This window comes from Belliella calami (assembly GCF_022549695.1).
Taxonomy (GTDB): Bacteria; Bacteroidota; Bacteroidia; order Cytophagales; family Cyclobacteriaceae; genus Belliella; species Belliella calami.
The window spans coordinates 1-20978 of the sequence record NZ_JAKZGS010000021.1; the positions used below are offsets into that span (position 1 = coordinate 1).

General features: G+C 37.7%; 23 protein-coding genes. 9 read left to right on the forward strand and 14 right to left on the reverse strand.

Annotated elements, in window-relative coordinates; all coding sequences use genetic code 11:
• Positions 1 to 150: 150 nt before the first annotated feature.
• The 3 genes from MM236_RS17510 to queA all read right to left on the reverse strand — a co-directional run bounded on the left by MM236_RS17510 (position 151) and on the right by queA (position 3605).
• Complete coding sequence (locus MM236_RS17510; protein ID WP_241276290.1) at positions 151 to 1248, reverse strand: trans-sulfuration enzyme family protein; 1098 nt, start codon at positions 1246 to 1248, stop codon at positions 151 to 153.
• A gap of 547 nt (positions 1249 to 1795) precedes the next feature.
• Positions 1796 to 2467, reverse strand: coding sequence for a 2-C-methyl-D-erythritol 4-phosphate cytidylyltransferase (locus tag MM236_RS17515; RefSeq protein ID WP_241276291.1), 672 nt, complete (start codon positions 2465 to 2467; stop codon positions 1796 to 1798).
• A gap of 88 nt (positions 2468 to 2555) precedes the next feature.
• Complete coding sequence (queA, locus tag MM236_RS17520; protein WP_241276292.1) at positions 2556 to 3605, reverse strand: tRNA preQ1(34) S-adenosylmethionine ribosyltransferase-isomerase QueA; 1050 nt, start codon at positions 3603 to 3605, stop codon at positions 2556 to 2558.
• 123 nt (positions 3606 to 3728) lie between these two features.
• Here queA and MM236_RS17525 point away from each other — a divergent pair, with 123 nt between their 5' ends.
• Positions 3729 to 4976, forward strand: coding sequence for an ABC transporter permease (locus MM236_RS17525; protein ID WP_241276293.1), 1248 nt, complete (start codon positions 3729 to 3731; stop codon positions 4974 to 4976).
• Between the two features lie 94 nt (positions 4977 to 5070).
• On the opposite strand, the gene recA is transcribed toward MM236_RS17525, so the two are convergent.
• Entirely contained in the window at positions 5071 to 6102 is a 1032-nt protein-coding gene (gene recA / locus MM236_RS17530) for a recombinase RecA (protein WP_241276294.1), read from the reverse strand.
• A 186-nt stretch (positions 6103 to 6288) separates the two neighbouring features.
• On the opposite strand from recA, the gene MM236_RS17535 reads away from it, so the two are divergent.
• From MM236_RS17535 to MM236_RS17545, 3 genes are all read left to right on the forward strand, one after another.
• Entirely contained in the window at positions 6289 to 7080 is a 792-nt protein-coding gene (locus MM236_RS17535) for a DUF3108 domain-containing protein (protein WP_241276295.1), read from the forward strand.
• Between the two features lie 149 nt (positions 7081 to 7229).
• Positions 7230 to 7919: a response regulator transcription factor gene (locus MM236_RS17540; RefSeq protein ID WP_241276296.1), complete on the forward strand. Its 690-nt coding sequence runs from the start codon at positions 7230 to 7232 to the stop codon at positions 7917 to 7919.
• A 9-nt stretch (positions 7920 to 7928) separates the two neighbouring features.
• Complete coding sequence (locus tag MM236_RS17545) at positions 7929 to 8987, forward strand: sensor histidine kinase (RefSeq protein WP_241276297.1); 1059 nt, start codon at positions 7929 to 7931, stop codon at positions 8985 to 8987.
• 58 nt (positions 8988 to 9045) lie between these two features.
• Here MM236_RS17545 and MM236_RS17550 read toward each other — a convergent pair whose 3' ends face one another.
• Complete coding sequence (locus MM236_RS17550) at positions 9046 to 9429, reverse strand: DUF3037 domain-containing protein (RefSeq protein ID WP_241276298.1); 384 nt, start codon at positions 9427 to 9429, stop codon at positions 9046 to 9048.
• Positions 9419 to 10210 carry a HipA family kinase gene (locus MM236_RS17555; RefSeq protein ID WP_241276299.1) on the reverse strand — a complete coding sequence of 264 codons (792 nt, stop codon included), beginning with the start codon at positions 10208 to 10210 and terminating at the stop codon, positions 9419 to 9421. Before MM236_RS17555 ends, MM236_RS17550 begins: the two co-directional genes overlap by 11 nt.
• Before the next feature lie 581 nt (positions 10211 to 10791).
• Between MM236_RS17555 and MM236_RS17560 the strand changes: the two genes are divergently transcribed.
• From MM236_RS17560 to tsf, 5 genes are all read left to right on the forward strand, one after another.
• Positions 10792 to 11502 carry an RluA family pseudouridine synthase gene (locus tag MM236_RS17560; RefSeq protein WP_241276300.1) on the forward strand — a complete coding sequence of 237 codons (711 nt, stop codon included), beginning with the start codon at positions 10792 to 10794 and terminating at the stop codon, positions 11500 to 11502.
• 203 nt (positions 11503 to 11705) lie between these two features.
• Positions 11706 to 12149 (forward strand): 50S ribosomal protein L13, encoded by a 444-nt coding sequence (gene rplM / locus MM236_RS17565; protein ID WP_241276301.1) that lies wholly within the window; start codon positions 11706 to 11708, stop codon positions 12147 to 12149.
• A 12-nt stretch (positions 12150 to 12161) separates the two neighbouring features.
• Positions 12162 to 12548: a 30S ribosomal protein S9 gene (gene rpsI, locus MM236_RS17570; RefSeq protein ID WP_241276302.1), complete on the forward strand. Its 387-nt coding sequence runs from the start codon at positions 12162 to 12164 to the stop codon at positions 12546 to 12548.
• Positions 12549 to 12593: 45 nt separating this feature from the next.
• Entirely contained in the window at positions 12594 to 13355 is a 762-nt protein-coding gene (rpsB, locus tag MM236_RS17575; RefSeq protein ID WP_241276303.1) for a 30S ribosomal protein S2, read from the forward strand.
• A gap of 214 nt (positions 13356 to 13569) precedes the next feature.
• Positions 13570 to 14400 (forward strand): translation elongation factor Ts, encoded by an 831-nt coding sequence (gene tsf, locus MM236_RS17580; protein WP_241276304.1) that lies wholly within the window; start codon positions 13570 to 13572, stop codon positions 14398 to 14400.
• A 183-nt stretch (positions 14401 to 14583) separates the two neighbouring features.
• Here the strand turns inward: tsf and MM236_RS17585 are convergent, their stop codons facing one another.
• From MM236_RS17585 to MM236_RS17620, 8 genes are all read right to left on the reverse strand, one after another.
• The gene (locus MM236_RS17585) at positions 14584 to 14943 is read right to left on the reverse strand and encodes a helix-turn-helix domain-containing protein (protein WP_241276305.1); all 360 of its coding nucleotides are present in this window, start codon (positions 14941 to 14943) and stop codon (positions 14584 to 14586) included.
• A gap of 3 nt (positions 14944 to 14946) precedes the next feature.
• Positions 14947 to 15123, reverse strand: coding sequence for a type II toxin-antitoxin system HigB family toxin (locus MM236_RS17590; protein ID WP_241276306.1), 177 nt, complete (start codon positions 15121 to 15123; stop codon positions 14947 to 14949).
• Complete coding sequence (locus MM236_RS17595; RefSeq protein ID WP_241276307.1) at positions 15124 to 15351, reverse strand: hypothetical protein; 228 nt, start codon at positions 15349 to 15351, stop codon at positions 15124 to 15126.
• Positions 15352 to 15861: 510 nt separating this feature from the next.
• Positions 15862 to 16890 carry a uroporphyrinogen decarboxylase gene (gene hemE / locus MM236_RS17600; protein WP_241276308.1) on the reverse strand — a complete coding sequence of 343 codons (1029 nt, stop codon included), beginning with the start codon at positions 16888 to 16890 and terminating at the stop codon, positions 15862 to 15864.
• 376 nt (positions 16891 to 17266) lie between these two features.
• Positions 17267 to 17809, reverse strand: a complete 543-nt coding sequence (locus MM236_RS17605; RefSeq protein WP_241276309.1) for a hypothetical protein — start codon at positions 17807 to 17809, stop codon at positions 17267 to 17269.
• Positions 17810 to 17930: 121 nt separating this feature from the next.
• Complete coding sequence (locus MM236_RS17610) at positions 17931 to 18440, reverse strand: hypothetical protein (RefSeq protein ID WP_241276310.1); 510 nt, start codon at positions 18438 to 18440, stop codon at positions 17931 to 17933.
• Position 18441: 1 nt separating this feature from the next.
• On the reverse strand, positions 18442 to 19020 hold the full coding sequence (locus MM236_RS17615; RefSeq protein WP_241276311.1) for a hypothetical protein: 579 nt from the start codon (positions 19018 to 19020) through the stop codon (positions 18442 to 18444).
• A 181-nt stretch (positions 19021 to 19201) separates the two neighbouring features.
• A complete protein-coding gene (locus MM236_RS17620) occupies positions 19202 to 20974 on the reverse strand; it encodes an ABC transporter ATP-binding protein (protein WP_241276312.1) in 1773 nt (590 codons plus the stop codon).
• Positions 20975 to 20978: the final 4 nt, after the last annotated feature.

The following is a 20978-nucleotide window of genomic DNA, read 5'->3' on the forward strand; positions in this document are numbered from 1 at the left end:
ATTATGATTTGAGTAACCCAAATGGCAGTTTAATGCTGTTTTAAATCACCTTTAAATTATTTTTATGTGATAAATTTCAAAGGACGTTTGGATTTGAAGTTGTGGACGTTTTGTTTTGTCGATTATACTTTCAAGACAGCCTTTTTGTATTTACAATGCTTGGTTCAGATCATCCAACAAGTCATCCAAATGCTCTAGTCCAACGGAAACACGAATAAGGTTTTGGGGAGTTTTAGTATCTGGGCCTTCTGATGCAGCTCTTCTTTCGATCAGACTTTCTACTCCTCCCAGGCTTGTAGCATTGGTGAAATAGCGAAGTTTTGAAATTACCTCATCTGCTTTCTGTGCTCCACCCTTCACCAAAAATGATAGCATCCCTCCAAATCCAGACATTTGGTTTGCTGCAATATCATGCCCTTCATGTCCTTTCAATCCAGGGTAATATACTTTTTCGATACTAGGATGGTTTTGAAGATAACTGGCAATAATCCCTGCATGTTCTGCGTGTCCTTTCATTCTGTAAGGAAGTGTTTTGATACTTCTTGTTAGCATATAGCAGTCAAAAGGGGAGGGGATAGCACCACCTGAAATCTGAACATTCCTGATTTTATCCCAAAATTCATTTTGTGTTTTTCCAATTAGTGCTCCACCCATGATATCACTGTGACCTCCAAGGTACTTTGTAGTGCTGTGCATGACGATGTCCGCTCCCAGTAAAATTGGGTTTTGAAAAGCAGGGGTTGCAAATGTGTTGTCACAAACAACTGTGATGTTTTTTGCCTTGGCTATTTTGCAAATAGATTTGATATCCGAGATTTTTAAGAGTGGGTTAGAGGGCGTTTCTATCCAGACAAGTTTCGTTTTCTCTTGGATTGCATTTTTTACATTCTCAGGATTAGTCATGTCAACAAAATCCACCTTCAATATCCCTCCGAAGATCCCAAGTAATTGTTGTCTCAAACCATGATACATGTCGTCAGGAGCAACTATGTGAGAACCAGGTGCCAATGCTTGAAAAACAGACATTCCCGCTGCATTTCCTGATGAGAATGCAGCAGCTACTTCTCCGTGTTCCAATTTTGCCAACACGTTTTCAAGCGCATTCCTGTTTGGGTTGGATGCTCTTGAATAGATTACAGAATCTTCATGATGCTCAAATGTAGTAGCTAGTGTGATTGGTTGCACAGCAGGTCTGTGTGTGTCTGTGATTTTAGTCCCTGCGTGGATTGCGATTGTTTCAAATTTCATAAAAAGGAATTGTGGATGATCTGTAACTGTCAATTAAAAATAAAGATAAAGAAAATGTAGCAGGGGACAATAAAGATTCAAGAAGTGAGAGGGGAGAAGAAGACACAAGATTTGAACAAGAGGGTGAAACGAGAGGCAAGAACCGAGACATGCCTTGAAAGGGCTTATGATGCAAGCATCGGGTCATGACCCGATATCTAAAAAGAATTCAATTATATGTTTGACCTGAAAAGCCTGTTCCGCATCCTTATCAGGAGGCAATTGAATGGCTAGCGGAAATAAAGAGAAATCAATAAAAAAAGTGTCAAGTATTTTCGGGACGAAACAAGACATGAGGCGTGTGATATAACACAAAAGAGTAAGGCGAAGCAAATATGGAACGAGAGAAAAGTGTCATGTCCTGAAGAGTTTGTTTCGAATTCTTATTTGATGGCATTTGACTAGTTGATCAAGATTACAGGTGAATAAATAGATAAAATTTTTAACTAATCCCGTAAAGTGATACTTTTTACCAAAAAGGAAATAATGTGATCATAAATCTCTCAAATTACTTGTTCAGCAAATACTCAGCATACCTCATATCCTCGGGAGTGGTGATTTTGATGTTTTCAAGATTCCCTGCAATCAAAGTCACCTGCCAACCTTGATGCTCATAGACAGTCGCATCATCAGTAAAAGTATGAAGTTCTGAGACATCAAATGCTTTCATGATTTTTTTCAGTTGAAAAGTCTGAGGGGTTTGTACCAATCTGAAATATTGCCTTTCCTGATAGACAGATTTGCCATCGTCAGTTAATTTCCTGATTGAATCTTTCAAAGCTACAACGGCTACAGCACTTCCTCTTCTTGCAGCTTCTTCATAGCTATTGAGAATCACATCCACCTCGACAAAAGGCCTGACGCCATCATGAATTGCGACTAGCCCATCTTCTTCCTTGATTGAACCCAAACCATTTTTAACGGACTGAAATCTACTGTTTCCTCCTCCTACAAGCCTATGGTCAATCTGAAAATCATGTCTTTGGCAAAGTTGTTCCCAAAGCAAAAAATCATTTTTCGGAATAACTAGAATCAACTCTGAGTCCGGATCAGCTAAAAAGAACCGCTCTAATGTATGCATCAATATCGGCTTTCCACCAATCTCTAAATATTGTTTGGGCATGGGTGCTCCCATTCTTGTTCCACTACCTCCAGCTACAATGATGGCAAACTTTTTCATTGGTTGATTTCTTAGACATAAATTACGAATGCCCAAAGGTGGGGAATAAATAAAAATAAAAAAAGGCTCACAAGGAGCCTTTCTGTTATTATAAGATTAACATTGCATCTCCATAAGAGAAGAAGCGATATTTTTCTTTTATGGCTTCTTTGTAAGCCTTCATGATCAAATCATATCCTCCAAATGCCGAAGCAGTCATTAACAATGTAGATTCCGGTAAATGGAAATTTGTAATCAAAGCATTGGCTATCTTGAAATCATAGGGAGGAATGATGAACTTATCAGTCCATCCACTGCTTACTTTCAGTCTGTTGTTAGCAGTCACTGATGACTCAATAGTCTTCAAGGTGGTCGTTCCAACAGCTACTACCTTTCTTTTATTATCCAATGAATCATTTACCAGATCAACTGTTTTCTGAGGAATGTCATAATTCTCGGAATCCATTTTATGTTTGGTCAAATCTTCGACATCCACTTGACGGAATGTCCCAAGACCTACGTGTAGCGTAATCGGAGATACTTCAACGCCCTTAAGCTCCAATCTTCTCAACAAATGAGGAGTGAAATGCAAACCTGCGGTCGGAGCAGCTACAGCGCCTACATGCTCGGCAAATATCGTCTGATATCTTTCTCTATCTTCCGGCTCTACTTTTCTATCAATAAACTCTTTCAAAATCGGAGTTTCACCCAAAGTATCTATAGTCTTATAGAATTCTTCGTCTGTTCCATCAAAAAGGAATCTGATGGTCCTACCTCTAGAAGTAGTATTATCGATCACTTCGGCTACCAAATCGCTATCTCCAAAATAAAGCTTATTCCCTACACGAATTTTTCTTGCCGGATCTACCAGTACATCCCAAAGACGCAATTCTTGGTTCAATTCCCTGAGAAGGAAAACTTCAATTTTAGCTCCTGTTTTTTCTTTATTTCCGTACAGTCTTGCGGGAAATACTTTCGTATTATTCATCACAAATACATCTCCTTCGCCAAAATACTCAGTGATGTCTTTGAACAGTCTGTGTTCTATTTCACCTGTTTTTCTGTGGACAACCATCAGACGAGATTCGTCTCTATTATCGGCTGGATATAAGGAAATGAGCTTTTTTGGAACTTCAAATTTAAAATCGGATAACTTCATATGGAATGAATGTAGTATGCTTTAGGTTAATTTTACGATACTTTGTAAAAAGTGCAAAGATAATAAGAAAAATCACGAAATCTACCTATATTGTCAAATAGTTTTAACCTGCAAGAAAAAACAGTGAAAGTAATCAAACTTATTTGGGAGAGCTTGAGATTCGCTTCCCAGGCTCTTCGATCAAATCTCACTCGTACCATTTTGTCCCTTCTTGGAGTAACGGTGGGGATTTTTTCCATCATAGCTGTTTTCACTTTGGTAGACTCTTTGGAAAAAAACATCAAGTCAAGCCTAAGCTTCTTGGGAAACAATGTGATGTCAATTGATAAATTCAGTTTTTCTGGTGGTGGCGAGGATTATCCCTGGTGGAAATACTTCAGAAGACCGAACAATTCCTTCATTGAATATACTTTCCTAAGAGACAATTTGAGAAATGCTGACGCTACTACAATTTTCGCTGATGCAAATACAACTGTTCAGTTCGGGAGCAATAGTTTTAGTGGGACAAATTTAAAAGGTGTAGTTTCAACATATAAAGATGTATATGATGTACCTCTTGGTTCGGGTAGATTTTTTACAGAATTGGAAATTACAGGTGCTAGAAACGTGGCAATTATCGGTGCGAAAATAGCGAATACACTTTTTCCTAATCAAGAACCAGTAGGTAAAGAAATGAAGATTCGAGGTCAAAAATTCTTTGTAATCGGTATTTTTGAAGAAGAAGGTGAAGGGTTGTTTGACATCCCATCCAAGGATGAAGCATGTATGATCCCATATGGAGCTTTTTCCAAAATATATAATGTCGGAAGGTATGGCATGGGGCCAAGTATCGCCATGAAAGGTAAAGATGATGATACTGGTTTGATTGCGCTTGAAAATGAAGTTACGGGTCTTTTGAGAGCCAGAAGAGGATTGAAGCCCACCCAAGAAGACAACTTTTCACTTAATAAATCTGAATTTATCATGAATACCATCGGATCTATATTTGATGTTATTAGTGGTGCAGGTTGGGTTATAGGAGGTTTTTCGATTCTAGTTGGTGGATTTGGAATCGCAAATATCATGTTTGTTTCTGTCAAAGAAAGGACCAACATCATCGGTATCCAAAAATCCCTTGGTGCAAAAAATTATTTCATTCTATACCAATTCCTTTTCGAAGCTATGTTTTTGAGTTTGATTGGGGGAGTGACGGGTATTATTTTAGTTTATCTAATCACGTTTATCCCACTCGGGTCTCTGGTCTTGACACTCTCATTTAAAAATATCATTCTCGGTCTCGGTGTATCTTCCTTGATAGGGATTGTTTCAGGGATTGTTCCTGCAGTTCTAGCTGCTAGACTTGATCCAGTGGAAGCCATTAGATCTACATAATCGAAATTTATTTAAATCAATAAAAAACCCGAAGGAAGTCAATTGACTTCCTTCGGGTTTTTTTGTTTCTATCGCATCCTGAATTTCCTCGATGCTATTCTTCAGTTACTTCGATTTTCAAAGCTTCGCCATTGAGGCCTGCTTTGTCTTTGATCTTTTTCTCAAGCTCTTCCATCAGTTCAGGATTGTCCAAAAGCAATGATTTTACCGAATCTCTTCCTTGACCGAGTTTGTTGCCATCATAAGAGAACCAAGATCCTGCCTTTTTGATAATTTCGAATTCCACTCCCAAATCGATGATTTCTCCGACTTTGGAAATCCCTTGACCATACATGATATCGAATTCCACTACTTTGAAAGGTGGCGCCACTTTATTTTTGACAACCTTTACCTTGGTCCTGTTTCCAAGGATATTGTCTGCACTTTCCTTGATCTGACCAATTCTTCTGATATCCAATCGCACAGACGCATAAAACTTCAACGCATTTCCACCTGTAGTAGTCTCTGGGCTACCAAACATCACTCCTATCTTATCTCTTAGCTGATTGATAAATACGCAAGCACAACCAGTCTTATTGATCGCTCCTGTAAGTTTTCTAAGTGCCTGAGACATCAATCTTGCTTGAAGCCCCATTTTACTATCACCCATATCGCCTTCAAGCTCCCCCTTTGGAACCAAAGCTGCTACTGAGTCAATCACAATGATATCTATCGCCCCTGATCGGATCAAATGCTCAGCTATTTCTAGTGCCTGCTCGCCATTATCAGGCTGGGAGATTAGTAAATTTTCGGTGTCAATACCCAATTTTTCTGCATAAGCTTTGTCAAAAGCATGCTCAGCATCAATAAAAGCAGCCAAACCACCAGCTTTTTGTGCTTCCGCAATGCAGTGCATCGTCAAAGTCGTCTTACCCGAAGATTCTGGTCCATATATCTCTGTGACTCTACCTCTTGGTATTCCACCTATTCCCAATGCCATGTCAAGACCTAATGAACCAGTGGAGATTGCAGGAATATCCTGCACCTTATTATCACTAAGTTTCATGACGGTACCTTTACCGTAGGTCTTTTCCAACTTGTCAATGGTCAGTTGAAGGGCTTTGAGTTTTTCTGTATTTGCGCTCATATTTTTATATTAACTATTTCCTAATTTGATTTTGTGAAATTAATGATTGATACTTGGAGAATCAAATATCTAAACACTACAACGTTGTATTCGTATGAAACCAATGTGTCTAAGATCTACTTATTTTATTCATTCCGTAAATATTGGAATAAGATTTGAAAAGATGTGTTCCGAAACCATAAGTTAATGAAAAATCAGCTACTAAAGTCAGTAATTGTCGCAATTTTTTGCTTTGCTTCTATCCATACTGGATATGCGCAACAGAAGAACAGTGCTTTCAAAGGCGGTGAAGAGCTAACGTTTAAGGTTACCTATGGTTTTTTTGATGCAGCTGAAGCGAAGATGAAAATCAACCCCTATATCACCAAGATCAATGAAAGGCCTGTTTACAAGATTGATGTAACAGGAAGTACCTTGGGTTTGTTCAAACTTTTCAAGGTCAATGACACTTGGGGCAGTTATTTGGATACCGCCAAGATCATCCCTCTTCAATCATACCGATTTATAGAAGAAGGAAATTATAGAAAGAATGAACGTGTGACTTTTGATCATAAAAAAGGGAAAGCCTTAGTTCATCTATATGATAGAGAAGATGATAAAATTGTAAATACCAAAGACTATAACATTCCCAGCAATGTACAAGATATAGTCAGTGGGTTTTATCTATTGAGGACTATGGATTTGAAAAAATACAAAAAGGGAGATGTGATTTCGATCTCAGGATTCTTTGATAAAGAAATATATAACCTAAAATTAATATACGAAGGAAAAGAAAAGATTTCAACTGAAGTTGGAGAACACGAAACCTTCAAACTCACACCAATAATGCCTTCAAATAAACTTTTTAGGGGTAAACGTCCTGTTACAGTATGGGTATCTGACGATCAGAACAAAATACCAGTCAAAATCAAAGCTAAACTGATGGTCGGAGCACTCAATATGGACATAGTAAAAGCAGAGGGATTACGTAATAATTAATTTATCTTATGTTAACGTAAACTTAACAAACAAGAGGTTAAAAAAAACTTTGTGTTGTTTTTTGGTTGACTGAAATATAAAAAGCGAATTTATCTTATGTCTTTTTATAAATTCGTATCGAAAATAGATTAATAAACCTGCTGTTACCCATGAGTGAAAAACAGAAAGTACGAGTTCTAGTAGTAGATGACGAGCCAGACATCATTGAAATCCTTTCTTACAATCTCCAAAAAGAAGGCTATGAAGTGGCTACAGCCGAAGACGGGGTGAAAGGTGTCAAAATAGCAGCCAAATTCCAGCCGGATGTTATTCTACTCGACATCATGATGCCTCACCAAGATGGAGTAGAGACATGTCGGCAGATCAGGGAAATTCCAGAATTGAAAAACACTTTTATCATTTTTTTGACTGCAAGGTCTGAAGAATATTCTGAAGTCGCAGCTTTTGATGTAGGTGCCGATGATTATATCACCAAACCTATCAAGCCAAGAGCTTTGATGAGTAGGATTGCAGCCCTATTCAGAAGAGAATCCAAAAAAGAACAAGAGCTTACGCAAATAAAAATAAAGGATCTTACAATAGACAGAACAAGTTATACTATTGATAAAAGCGGAAAAACGATTATTCTTCCCAAAAAAGAGTTTGAATTATTGTATTTCCTAGCGAAAAACCCTAATATGGTATTTAGTAGAGACGAGCTCTTACAAAATATCTGGGGAGTGGATGTCTTTGTTCTTGCGAGGACAGTGGATGTGCATATCAGAAAAGTAAGGGAAAAAATCGGTGACGATTACATCACTACTGTAAAAGGAGTAGGGTATAAATTCGAACTGAATTAAAATTATCGCATGTTTACCACATCAAGGGGGATTTCAATAATTTTGGCTATTGCCATTTCGGCCTTGACTGTGGCTTTTTTATTTTTGATGGATGATGCGACACCTACCCTCTTGTTGGTGGCAGGTGGTATTTCATTTTCAGTCTCTTATATTTTGATGAATGTGACTTTGGAATTTCTGATTTTCAAGGAAATCAGTAACATCTATGCGATGCTTGAGAAAATCCAAAAAAAGGACGTTCTAAATATCTCTGAAAAATCACATAAAACATCCATCTCACCATTGCGAAAAATCAACAAAACGATCAATTCTTATGCACTTGCCAAAAACAAGGAAATAGAAACCTTGCAAAAAAATGCAGAATTCAGAAGGGAATTTATTGCAGATATTTCGCATGAGTTGAAAACCCCGATTTTTGCGGCGCAAGGGTTTGTGCATACATTACTTGATGGGGCAGTGGATGATGAAGAGGTTCGCTACAAATTTCTCAAAAGAGCAGCAAAAAGTCTGAATTCCCTAGACAAGCTTGTCCAAGACCTTCTCACGCTCAATCAAATGGAAAGTGGCGTCATCAAATTCCATTTTGAAAAGTTTGATCTGAAAGACGTATTGCTAGAGGTGATCGACGAATTAGAACAAAAAGCAGAAAAGAGAGATGTATTGATCAGGTTCTACTATGACAAGGATAAAACATTTTTTACTACTGCCGATAGAGATAAAATATTCCGTGTTAGTCAAAATCTTATATCCAATGCTATCAAGTACAACCACGATGGTGGAGAGGTAGAAGTCAGACTAACTTCTAATAAAAACCAACAGGTAGTAGAAGTCAAAGACAATGGCAAAGGAATTCCGCCAGAAGACTTGAAGCGGATTTTTGAAAGATTCTACAGGGTAGAAAAAAGCAGGTCACGGGAAAAAGGCGGGACCGGACTAGGACTGGCAATCGTCAAACACATACTTGAAGCTCATAAAAGTAAGATCTCTGTGAGCAGTACTGTAGGCAAAGGGTCTATTTTTAGTTTTTCATTGCCAGCAGAAAAAGAGAAGAAAAAAGAAGAAGAATAAATTCTTTTTTTAAAACTCTGTGCCTTATTTAATGGGATTTCCTCAAGAAGAAAGTCAATTATGATACAAACAAACAGAACAATTCTTCCAAAGTCGCCTCCAAATCTTCGGAGAAACCTCCATGTGGTTGGGAAGTCTGGATCATAGAACTTCTGTTGGCAGTAAGCCATCTAAATCTAGAAGTGGCGTCTTGCAAAGCAATTGGACTTCCATTATCATTCCCAATACAGATTTGATTCAATGACTCTAAATATTTGTCAAAAAGTGCTATATCAGCATCAGGGTCTAGTGCTTTCACTTTGTTGACATCCATAGAAATCTTAGCTTTCAAAAACCCTTCCTTTTTGCAGGATACCAATACTCCCACATTGATAAATTCCTCCCGTTCTACCCTTGGTACAATTCTAAGGACGGCATATTCATATAAGTATTTACCTTGCATCTTCTGCTTCCTTTATAAATGTCCCAGAAAACTCCAATCGCCTTAACAAAAACTGTTCATAAATAGCTTTTCCATCCTCAGCATCTTCTACATCCCTAGAAGCCAATATCCATTCAGCAGGTATTAAATCTACAATAGTCCTAATGGATTCTCGTGTCAGTATTTTTTTAAAGTCAGTATCCACTTCGCGTAGCATTTTCGCTTGCGGCAACAAAACATGTGTTTTGATAGAAGAAAATGGGCTTTCTGCATGTTTTTGCCAGTTGTCCCAAGAATGATGGAACAAAAAAGAAGCTCCATGATCAATCAACCACAGTTCTCTGTTCCAAATTAGCATATTTGTATTTCTGAAGGTACGATCCACATTTGTAATATAAGCATCCAACCAAACAATCTTAGATGCCAAAAGAGGATCTACTTGTGTTGCTCCCGGGTCAAAAGTCAAAGCTTTGGATAAAAAATGCAACGCTAGATTCAAGCCCTGACTTCCCTTAAGCAAATCTTGGATTTCTTCATCACCTTCCGATCTGCCAAATGCTTCATCCAAGTTAGCAAACACCAATTCAGGAACTTTAAGACCAAGGAGTCTGGCAATTTCACCTCCCAGTAGTTCTGCAATCAGCGCTTTTTCTCGTTGTCCAGCACCTTTGAACTTTAAGACATAACTAAACCCATCATCTGCATCCGCCAAAGCAGGCAATGAACCACCTTCTCGAAGAGGCATGACATAGCGCATGACATTGACAGTGCGAAGTGTTTTATTGATTGAATGCTTATTCATTTTTGTAATATTCTAATCTCAAAGGTAAAACAAAAGAGGAAATGTTATCCATTCAAAATCAACAAACCCTTTAAAATCATAAAAGGGTGGTTTGTGAGTTTCTAGCTAAAATAGATATCGGTCGTGCCTACAGCACTCAACACCTGCGCTGTCATCTTCTACCATGGGTTGAAACCCATGGTTAGGATATCGGTCACTCCTACGGAGTTTTACTCCTTGATGAATAGACTTAATCTTTTGCATTATAGCTTCTAGTCCAGATAGAATAAGTTCACCAAAACCTAAAGTGCCATCGGCACGGACGAGATATTAACCGTAGGCTTTAGCCTACAGAAAAAAACAACAATCTACCATAAAAGTCCCGTAGGGATGGACGATAGTCGATAAATCTATAAGATCGGTCGTACCTACGGCACTCAACTCATCAGCTACCATCTTTTACCATGGGTTTAAACCCATGGTCAAAATGTCGGTCACTCCTACGGAGTTTTTTTAAGCTCCTCCAAAATATTCTTCTATAAAAATTTCCTCTACTTGATTTATTTCCATACTTTTGCGCCCTTATTGGGAAAAGAAGCTGCATGAAGAAAATTGATTTTAAAGATCTTATTCTGTTCGAAAATGAGGATTACCTCGTGATCAATAAGCTTCCATATTTATCGACATTGGATGACCGACATGAGGCCCAGAACATTCTGGACTTGGCCAAAGGATACACCCCTGATGCCCAGGTGTGTCATCGTCTGGACAAGGAGACTTCGGGTTGTTTAGCTATCGCCAAGCATCCTGCAGCCTACCGAAATATCGCCATCCAGTTTGAAGACAGAAAAGTAGATAAAATCTACCATGCAGTAGTAGAAGGGATCCACGAATACAAAGACGTATTGGTGGATAAGAATCTACTCGCCAATAATAAAGGAATCGCCAAAGTCAGCAAAGAAGGTAAGCCGGCTCAAACTTATGTCAACACCGCAAAGACCTATTACAAGCATTCGTTAATAGAATGCAGGCCGGTCACAGGAAGACTTCATCAAATCAGGGTTCACTTGGCTTATTTGAAGTCTCCAATCTGCGGAGATGAAACTTACGGAGGAAAGCCACTTTACCTTTCTGAACTAAAAAGACGATTCAACCTCAAAAAAAACACAGAAGAACTGCCCATCATGCAGCGGGTTTCACTTCATGCTTATGCTTTGAATTTCATTGGAGTAAAAGGTGAAAGCATTGAAGTAGTAGCTCCTTATCCTAAAGATTTTGAAGTGCTTGTCAAGCAATTGGAGAAAAACAGGTAAGGCGAATTGATGAAGTTGGATATCGCAAGCTGACGCCAATGTTTTGGAAAAAGGCAATAGACTTTTGACAAAATAGGGGTAAAGCCATGAAAATGTGGGTAATAATGTTTTTTCTTTTGCATTAAAAAGAAATTACTTCTATCTTTGTGTCCCTTTTTGAGGGTGAAATATATTTAACAAGCTAATAATTAAACATTTACACAGTGGATACATTAAGCTATAAAACCATATCAGCGAATGCCGCAACTGTAGAAAAGAACTGGATCGTAGTGGATGCCCAGGCTGCAGTATTAGGTAGATTCGCAAGTGAGGTAGCGAAAATCTTGAGAGGTAAGCATAAGCCTTCTTATACCCCTCACGTAGATTGCGGAGACAACGTAATTGTCATCAACGCAGACAAGGTTAGGTTAACTGGTAAAAAGTGGAACGATAAAGTATATGTTCGTCACACTGGATACCCTGGAGGTCAGCGTATCTCTACGCCAAAGTTGTTGATGCAGAAGTCTGCACCAATCTTGGTAGAGAAAGCAGTAAGAGGTATGCTTCCTAAAAACAGACTTGGAAGACAGTTGTACAGAAACTTATTCGTGTATGAAGGACCAGAACATCCTCATGCTGCACAACAACCAAAAGAACACAAATTCTAATCAAAGCAGTCTATGGAAATTATCAACACAATCGGTAGAAGAAAGACATCTGTTGCTAGAATCTACATGAAACCAGGAAAAGGCGAGATCTCTGTAAACAACAGAACGATCGAAACTTACTTTCCATTTGATTTGCATCAGATCGTAGTGAAGCAGCCTCTTGCCTTAGTAGGGGAAGATAGCACTTACGACATCAAAATCAATGTTGACGGTGGTGGAATCAAAGGTCAAGCAGAAGCAGCAAGAATGGCTATCGCCAGAGCATTATGCGAAATCAATGAAGAGCACAGAGGCGCATTGAAAAAAGAAGGTTTCTTGACACGTGATTCCAGAATGGTTGAACGTAAGAAGCCGGGACGTAGAAAAGCAAGAAGAAAATTCCAGTTCTCGAAACGTTAATCGGAAGATTCTTTACATTTTATATCGAAACTATATTATTTATTAATGGCACAAATAGAATATAAAGACTTACTGGATGCTGGTGTTCATTTTGGACACTTAACTAGAAAGTGGGATCCGAGAATGGCTCCGTATATCTTCATGGAGAAGAACGGAATCCATATCATCGACCTTAACAAAACGCTTGTTTGCCTAGACGAAGCATCCAACGCAATCAAGCAGATCGTACGCTCAGGCAAAAAAGTCATGTTCGTAGCTACCAAAAAGCAAGCGAAAGACTTAGTAGCTGATGAGGCTAGAAGACTAAACATGCCTTACGTAACCGAAAGATGGTTAGGTGGTATGTTGACTAACTTCGCGACAATCAGAAAATCTTTGAAGAAGATGTCTTCCATCGACAAGTTGATGAAAGAAGAAGCTTACAAGAATCTGGCGAAGAAAGAACGTCTGATGATCACAAGACAAAGAGAAAAGTTGGAAAGTGTATTAGGCGGTATCGCTGACCTTACTAGACTTCCTGCAGCTTTGTTTATTGTGGACATCAAAAGAGAGCACATCGCTATAGCCGAAGCACAGAAGCTTGGTATCCCTGTTTTCGCATTGGTAGATACGAACTCTAACCCGAACGAGGTAGATTTCCCTATCCCATCCAATGATGATGCATTCAAATCAATCTCTTTGCTCGTAAAAGCGTTTGGCGCAGCTATCGAAGAAGGACTTTCTGAAAGAAAGAAAGATAAGGAAGATGCTAAACTCACTGAAGAGGAGGAAGCAAAAAAAGCTGTGGACGCTGAGACTAAAGAGTAATCCACTACTTTGAAATATAACTTAAAAAATTGAACATCAGGTTTACCCCTATGTTCAATTTTTTGTTTTTGCCTAACCTTTGAGGTTTTTACCTCCAATAAATTTGGCAAAAAACAAACTCACATAAAACCTCGAAGGTTTCTGACCAAAGTGTCAAAACCATTCTTGTTTTCCTGAAATAGAATAAAGTTTAATCTAATAAATTGACTAAAAAATGGCTATTACTGCACAAGAAGTAAATAAATTGAGACAAATGACCGGAGCTGGTATGATGGACTGTAAGAAAGCCCTTACCGAAGCTGAAGGAGATTTTGAAAAAGCAATTGATATCCTTAGAAAAAAAGGTCAAAAAGTATCTGCTTCCAGAGCTGATAGAGAAACTAAAGAAGGTACTATCGTAACACACGTAAGTGCTGATGGAACTACCGGAACTTTACTTTCATTGACTTGTGAAACTGATTTCGTAGCTAAGAATGAAGAGTTTTCTGCTTTTGCAAACACGCTTCTTGACCTTGCTACCAAAAACAACGCAACTTCAGTAGATCAAATCTTGGCATTGCCATACGAAAGCATCACTACTGCTGAAAAAATCATCGAGATGACTGGTAAAATTGGTGAGAAAATCGAAATTTCTCATTATGAAATCGTTACTGGTGAAGCTGTAGTTCCTTACATCCACTCCAATGGTAAATTGGGTGTATTGGTTGCTTTGACCAATACTAGCGGTGCAGATGTAGAGGAAGCAGGAAAAGACGTAGCAATGCAAATCGCAGCGATGAATCCAGTGGCTGTTGACAAAGACGGCGTAGATTCTACTACAGTAGAAAGAGAAATCGAAGTAGGTAAAGACCAAGCAAGACAAGAAGGTAAGCCTGAAGAAATGCTTGAGAAAATCGCTTTGGGTAAATTGAACAAGTTCTACAAAGAAAATACTTTGTTGAGCCAGCAGTTTGTGAAAGACAGCAGCCAAACTATCTCTCAGTACCTTGATAGTGTAAGCAAAGGAATGACGGTAGCGGCATTCAAGAGAGTGTCTATTGGGTAAATGATATTTTAGATTTAAGATCTTAGATTTAAAATTTAGAAATACTAAAAAAGCTGACTTCGAGAGGAGTCGGCTTTTTTTCATTATACCATTTCCTCGCTTGGTATTCAAAGTGATCAAAATTTTACATTAAAAATGAATCTCACAAACTTTGCTTAAAGTCTCTGCGTGAAACTAAAAAACTTATACTCCCAATACAACAGAAGCTTCGATATCGAATTTTCTGCTGATTTCTCTGGCGATTTTAAGTGTAGGCTCACTTTTCCCATTCAAATACTCACTGATTCTAGAGGTGCTTACACCAAGATATTCTGACAGGGATTTTTGGGTTAATCCCCGTTCCTGCATGCGAAGTCTAATTGCCTCTGATAATGTAGGTGTCTGTATAGGAATGTACTTCTCTTCATCTTCAGCCACCATATCAGAGAGTAAGTTCAATTCTATATAATTTTTGGAATCTGTGTTTTCTATATTATCAGGATTAGAAAGCAATTCTTCAATCCTTACTATAATAGCATTATACTCTTTTTCAGACTTAATCATATCTCAAATATTTTGGATATCCTGTATTTTATCATAATCAGCATGGGTGCCTATGAATCGAATGTAAACCTTTTTGGCATTGAATGGAATTATGGCAATCAACCGGTACGAGTTCCCTTTAGTGTTGAAAACAAAACGATGATTTCCGACATAATCAACTGAATTGAAATCATTTTCCACTTAGGTCAAAATCTTCAACTGATGCCATAAAAGTAAAAGATGGATTGAAAACCTAGGTGTGGCATAATAACTCAATTCATTCATCAAGTTTATCGTCCACAAACCAGCAATCCCTTCAATCCTAGGCCCTGCTCCAACTCTATAGATTAGTTCTTTTTTTCTTTCCTCTTGCGCCTCCGCACCAAAACTAAGCATAAACAAAATCGAAATCGAAAATATGTACCTCATCTTATATAAGTATCTATTAGTTTATAAAATATTTTAACACCAATATGAAATATAAAAACTAGTTCATAATAAAATATGAAATAACATTTTTGTGATTTGTATTATTTGAATCCTATATAAAGTTGATATTTCCAATCAGTAAGATCTAAATACCTAAAAAACACAATATTTCATACGTTTGAAAAAAATTAAAAAATCCTTAGACTTACTATCTTGACTATTGGATCATTGCATTATTGAGTAGCTAGATTACACGAAACCTTTCCGCTGTTTTACTTTATTTCCAATAGTTATTAATTCCCTACCTGAATTATCAGACTGTTAATTCAAAAAAAAAATGCTTCTATTTTCACCTTACTATAGGATATAACCCTATAGTAAGGTGAGTTCCCTCTGGATTATGGGAACAAAAATTTCAGGACAAATTTGTAGATAACTGGTTATTTGAATCTCGATGATTGTGCCTTTTTTCACACTTCAACTTTTCGCTCTTCTAATATAACCAATGCCTTAATTGTTATAGTTTTTTACTGTCTCGATAAAGACTTTTACCATTTCGGGATTGATATCAGGATACACGCCGTGCCCCAAATTGGCAATGTGTCTGCTATCTTTGAACTGATCTAGCATCAAGATCGTGGCTGCTTCGACTTCCTTTGGAGTACCATACAATGCTGCTGGATCAAGATTTCCTTGCAGTGTTTTATGCTCTCCTATCATCCTTCTTGATTCTGCAATCCCCATATTCCAATCCAATCCAATGGTCTCACAGTTCAATTTCCCCATCTGCTCTCTGGCAAAGAATGCTCCTTTGGCGAAGACCGTCTTTGGAACTTCATCTATTGCATCGCAAATCTGTGAAATATATTTCAGCGAAAACTCGTCATAATGATTAGGAGGTAGGATACCTGCCCAGCTATCAAACAACTGAATCAGATTGACACCAGCAGCAATTTGGGCTTTGAGGTAATTGATCGTACTGTCTGTGATCATTTGAAGCAATTGATGGGATAATTCAGGCTCGGTATAAAGCATAGCCCTTGCTTTTGAAAAAGTCTTACTTCCTGAACCTTCGATCATGTATGCGAATATTGTCCATGGAGCACCTGCAAAGCCTATCAATGGAACTCTTCCATTCAATGCTTTCTTGGTAATCTTGATAGCTTCAATGACATAGCTCAAATCATCAACCCCATCTGCAATCCTTAGTTTTAACAAATCTGCTGCGGAACTAACTACATTTGGAAACCAAGGCCCCCTTTTTTCTACCATCTCATAAGGCAAACCCATTGCTTCAGGAATTACCAAAATGTCTGAAAAAATAATTGCCGCATCCACGCCAAGAAGATCAACAGGCTGAATCGTAACTTCTGCAGCCAGCTCAGGAGTTTGCGCTAACTCAATAAATCCGCTGACACTATTTCTGACAGCTCTATATTCAGGAAGAATTCTACCCGCTTGTCTCATTAGCCACACGGGAGTTCTTTCTACAGTTTCGCCTTTTGCGGCTCTTATTAGTAAGTCGTTTTTCAATTGCATGATGCAAAGATAAGAGTAGGAAGTTTTATTTCGTGATATACGAGGATAAATTCAAAATGGACTCTAAGAAATATGATTTTCAGAGACGACACTTGTATATGGATTTTCTTATTTATTATGCGGGTAAGCGTTAAAAGTTATAAGTCGATTAGCTATCAGTACATCAATTGATTCTAAACGTATATGGATATGGTTTGATAACTTCATAGCTATCAAAGAAGCGCATAATTTTTAAATAGCATAAAATTTAATCAGTGAACAAAAAAGGAGAAGCTAGCTTCTCCTTTTTTGAAATAGACCCTAATTCTAGTAATTTTATTTAAGACTGTTATTAATCAATTAATTATTGTTTCTTCAACAATCCTAATTTTAAAACCTAATCTCTTTGATTGAGTTTTACAACATCAGTTTCTGTTTTACCCATCAACTCCATAACAGCATCATAATTTGTCAAATCTACCCTAGCATTTTCAGACACCAAATCAGCTGGAAAAATAACTACTCTAAAGACTTGATTTCTTGTGAATTCATTGGTAAGTAAACCTAGATTAAACGTACCATCAACAAAAAACCTTACCAATGATCGAGTAAACTCATAATTGTAAGTAAAAATTCCTTCAGAAAATTCGTAATTCGTTTGCGGTAGTGCTCTCCACAAATCTTCGCCATCTATCTCAGCCCAAAGCAAGAATACCAAGATTTTATCACCTGTCTCTATTGGCGGATTTATCGTATAAAAATCAGATGAAAAATTATTAGCTGAAGTAAAATCCACACCACCAATCTCCAACACTTCACCAACAATATTTATTCCATCTAACCCATCTCGTCCATCAAAACCTGGAGGACCTGGAGGTCCTTCACATGCAAAAAAGGCAAACAAGCCCATCATCAAAACTCCTTTAATCAGATTCTTCATATAGTTATGATTTTTAGTAAATATTAATTCAAAGACGTATTCATATTGGATTTGGTTGTTCCATTTCCAGCTTATTCTGCCAATACACTAAAATTGTACCATTTTTTTTAGTATCGCAAACTCAATCCTCAATGACAGCAATCACTTGCACTTCATCAGAAGAAATGATCTTATCAATAAAGACTGTAGGTGAATTTTTCCCCGATTGCTTCGCAAAATCAACAATCTTTTTTTTCACTTTATTAGGCCCAGGCATCACAAACCTGTGACCTGAAATTTTTGCCAAAACGGCCCCATTTGCCTCAAACTTCCTAGACTCAAACTCTGGATAGACAGCTTCACTTTCTACACCAACAAAAACTTCCATTGTATCTAACTTCCCTGCCGGTTCAATGTAATAAATAGTATAAAGTGGAATGCCTGATGCTTTGGCAACCCTACTGACTTTTTCAAATGCTTGGCTAAGCTGTTCATCTTGAGGAGTTCCTCTATAATATACTCCATGAATCTCCAAATCCAAAGGATGAATCAATTCCATTTCTACTTCATTAAAGCCACCCAAATGACTAAACAAAAGAAATCCAGCCGAAACAAGAAGTAAAATAACAACTCCAATTATCCACTTTTTCATCTTAGAACAAATACCTTATCCCTATGGCACCTTGCAGTTTTAAATGTCCAAATCTGTCGAGCAATTCAACAAACAACCCAACTTCTGCAAACACACTAATAGGTAAATCGTCAAAATAGTATTCCCCTCCACCAAATATCTCGGGACCAAAGTCGACATTTCTTCTACTGTCTCTCAATAAAACAGATCCAGCACCATCCGTATAAGAATAATCAACCCTTGTGGATCTCAATTGTACACCTGCACCTGCATATGCCAAAAAATACCCAACATCAATATTTAAATCATCTGTGATATCCTCATGATAAGCTCCTCTTACATTAAAGGAATAAGATGCCCCTGTACTGTGCCCAGCGTAAAACGCATTTGAACTAGGTCTATTTCTATCGAATGCTCTTTGATAATATTGATTGCTATTTACTCCAGCTCGACCAAACATGGCCTCGAATGCAATATTATCATCGATAAATTTCTTGAAAGTAATTGACAATGGTTCTCCAAGCCTCAACCCAACTCCATCTTCCTGCGCATTCACAAAAAAAGGCACCATCAACATGGCTAAAATCAGTAACTTTTTCACGTTTTTATATTTATTTGGTTTAGTAATTGAACTTCTAACGGAAACAAGCAATATGCTGTTGCTTTCGACTTTGATTTTTAAAATTGTACCAAGTACATTTACAATCCATCGCTAAGGCACAGTAATCAAAAGCCCCTCCTGCGTAAGCCAATTTTTCAATTTTTGAATCTTTCAATCCCTTTTAAATCGCCAAGGACTTCATCTGCATTTTGTGCAAATTAGCATAATACCCTTCCTGTTCGAGTAAAGATTCATGAGTTCCCACTTCTTTGATTTCACCTTGGTGCAAAACGATGATTTTATCTGCTCTCTGAATAGTTGATAGCCTGTGTGCTATGACGATAGATGTCCTTCCAGTCATCATCTTATCTATTGCTTTTTGAATCAACAATTCCGTTTCTGTATCCACTGAAGAGGTGGCTTCATCCAAGATAATGATCTCTGGATTATAGACCATTGCTCGGACAAATGAGATTAGCTGTCTTTGTCCTACAGACAAAGTAGCTCCTCTTTCCATTACATTATAATCCAAACCACCTGGAAGTCTTTCGATGAATTTTTTCGCACCTACAAGCTTCGCTGCATGCATGACTTCTTCCCTACTGATATCCGGGTTGCCCAAAGTGATATTGTAATAAATCGTATCTGAAAACAAAAACACATCTTGCAATACCACACCTATATGCTTTCTCAAAGTACCAATTTCAAATTCTTTGATATCTGTCCCGTCAATTTGGATTGAGCCTTTGTTGATTTCGTAAAATCTACTGATCAGATTAATAATGGAAGATTTTCCAGCGCCAGTAGCACCGACCAAGGCAACTGTTTCTCCATGTTTTACTTCAAAGTTGATATTTTTCAATACATATTCTTCATCATTGTATGCAAACCAAACATCCTTAAGCTTAATTATTCCTTTTATTTTCTCTGGTTTGAAAGATCCTTCATTTGCAATATTTTCATCACTGTCCAATAACTTGAAAATTCTAGACGAACTTACTACACCCATCTGAAGGGTATTAAATCTATCTGCAATCATCCTGATAGGCCTGAAAAACAACTGAAGATACATGATAAATGAAATCAAAACACCTACTTGAATATCCAGATCAAAAACCCCAGTAGCTCCATACCATACTACCAGACCTATTCCAAAGGCTTGAATAATTTCTGCCACAGGAAAATAGATTGAATAATATAATACAGATCTTACATGTGCTTTTTTATGATCTTTATTGATTGCCTTGAATTTATCGTATTCTCTTTTTTCCCTGTTGAAAATCTGCACGATGTTCATCCCTGTGATATGCTCCTGTAGAAATGAATTGAGGTTTGAGACAGCATTCCTGACATCATTGAAGGCTACTTTGATTTTTTCTTTGAAAACATAAGTTGAAATAATCAAGAATGGCAAAGTACATAAACTGACCAGTGTCAACTTCCAGTCAATGTAAAACATCACACCCAAAATTGTCACCAACTGAAGTAAATCGCCTACAATAGCAGCCAATCCTTCACTAAATACATCCGCCAAAGTCTCGATATCGGAAACATTCCTTGTAACTAACCTTCCTATCGGCGTATTGTCAAAAAACTTAAGCCTCATTTTTAACAAATGTCGGTAAAGCTTGATTCTAATGTCCCGAATGATCACCTGGCCTATCCATCCAGAAATATATGTATGCACAAATTGTACAAACGCTTGAAGGACCATCAACCCAACCAAGAGATATATGATCTGAACCAAGCCTCCTTTGTCACCCAGGGCGACATAATCATCTATTGCGATCTGTATAAAGTATGGTCTAGTTGGCGCTAACACTGCTAAAGCTAAAGTCAAAAAAATCAAAAAATAAAACTTGCCCCGATAAGGTTGAATAAACTCATAGAGCTTCTTCAAGACTTTGGTGTCGAGGATTTCACCACTTTTTACATTTTCCTGTTCTAAACTCAAGTTG

Bases quoted from the DNA above. Each gene is read 5' to 3' on its own strand.
- MM236_RS17555 (WP_241276299.1), bottom strand. From the start codon at position 10,210: ATGAATAAGCATTCAATCAATAAAACACTTCGCACTGTCAATGTCATG.
- MM236_RS17585 (WP_241276305.1), bottom strand. From the start codon at position 14,943: ATGATTAAGTCTGAAAAAGAGTATAATGCTATTATAGTAAGGATTGAA.
- MM236_RS17510 (WP_241276290.1), bottom strand. From the start codon at position 1,248: ATGAAATTTGAAACAATCGCAATCCACGCAGGGACTAAAATCACAGAC.
- MM236_RS17595 (WP_241276307.1), bottom strand. From the start codon at position 15,351: ATGAGGTACATATTTTCGATTTCGATTTTGTTTATGCTTAGTTTTGGT.
- queA (WP_241276292.1), bottom strand. From the start codon at position 3,605: ATGAAGTTATCCGATTTTAAATTTGAAGTTCCAAAAAAGCTCATTTCC.
- MM236_RS17550 (WP_241276298.1), bottom strand. From the start codon at position 9,429: ATGCAAGGTAAATACTTATATGAATATGCCGTCCTTAGAATTGTACCA.
- tsf (WP_241276304.1), top strand. From the start codon at position 13,570: ATGGCTATTACTGCACAAGAAGTAAATAAATTGAGACAAATGACCGGA.
- MM236_RS17515 (WP_241276291.1), bottom strand. From the start codon at position 2,467: ATGAAAAAGTTTGCCATCATTGTAGCTGGAGGTAGTGGAACAAGAATG.
- rpsB (WP_241276303.1), top strand. From the start codon at position 12,594: ATGGCACAAATAGAATATAAAGACTTACTGGATGCTGGTGTTCATTTT.
- MM236_RS17535 (WP_241276295.1), top strand. From the start codon at position 6,289: ATGAAAAATCAGCTACTAAAGTCAGTAATTGTCGCAATTTTTTGCTTT.
- hemE (WP_241276308.1), bottom strand. From the start codon at position 16,890: ATGCAATTGAAAAACGACTTACTAATAAGAGCCGCAAAAGGCGAAACT.
- MM236_RS17560 (WP_241276300.1), top strand. From the start codon at position 10,792: ATGAAGAAAATTGATTTTAAAGATCTTATTCTGTTCGAAAATGAGGAT.
- MM236_RS17545 (WP_241276297.1), top strand. From the start codon at position 7,929: ATGTTTACCACATCAAGGGGGATTTCAATAATTTTGGCTATTGCCATT.
- MM236_RS17540 (WP_241276296.1), top strand. From the start codon at position 7,230: ATGAGTGAAAAACAGAAAGTACGAGTTCTAGTAGTAGATGACGAGCCA.
- MM236_RS17605 (WP_241276309.1), bottom strand. From the start codon at position 17,809: ATGAAGAATCTGATTAAAGGAGTTTTGATGATGGGCTTGTTTGCCTTT.
- MM236_RS17610 (WP_241276310.1), bottom strand. From the start codon at position 18,440: ATGAAAAAGTGGATAATTGGAGTTGTTATTTTACTTCTTGTTTCGGCT.
- rpsI (WP_241276302.1), top strand. From the start codon at position 12,162: ATGGAAATTATCAACACAATCGGTAGAAGAAAGACATCTGTTGCTAGA.
- recA (WP_241276294.1), bottom strand. From the start codon at position 6,102: ATGAGCGCAAATACAGAAAAACTCAAAGCCCTTCAACTGACCATTGAC.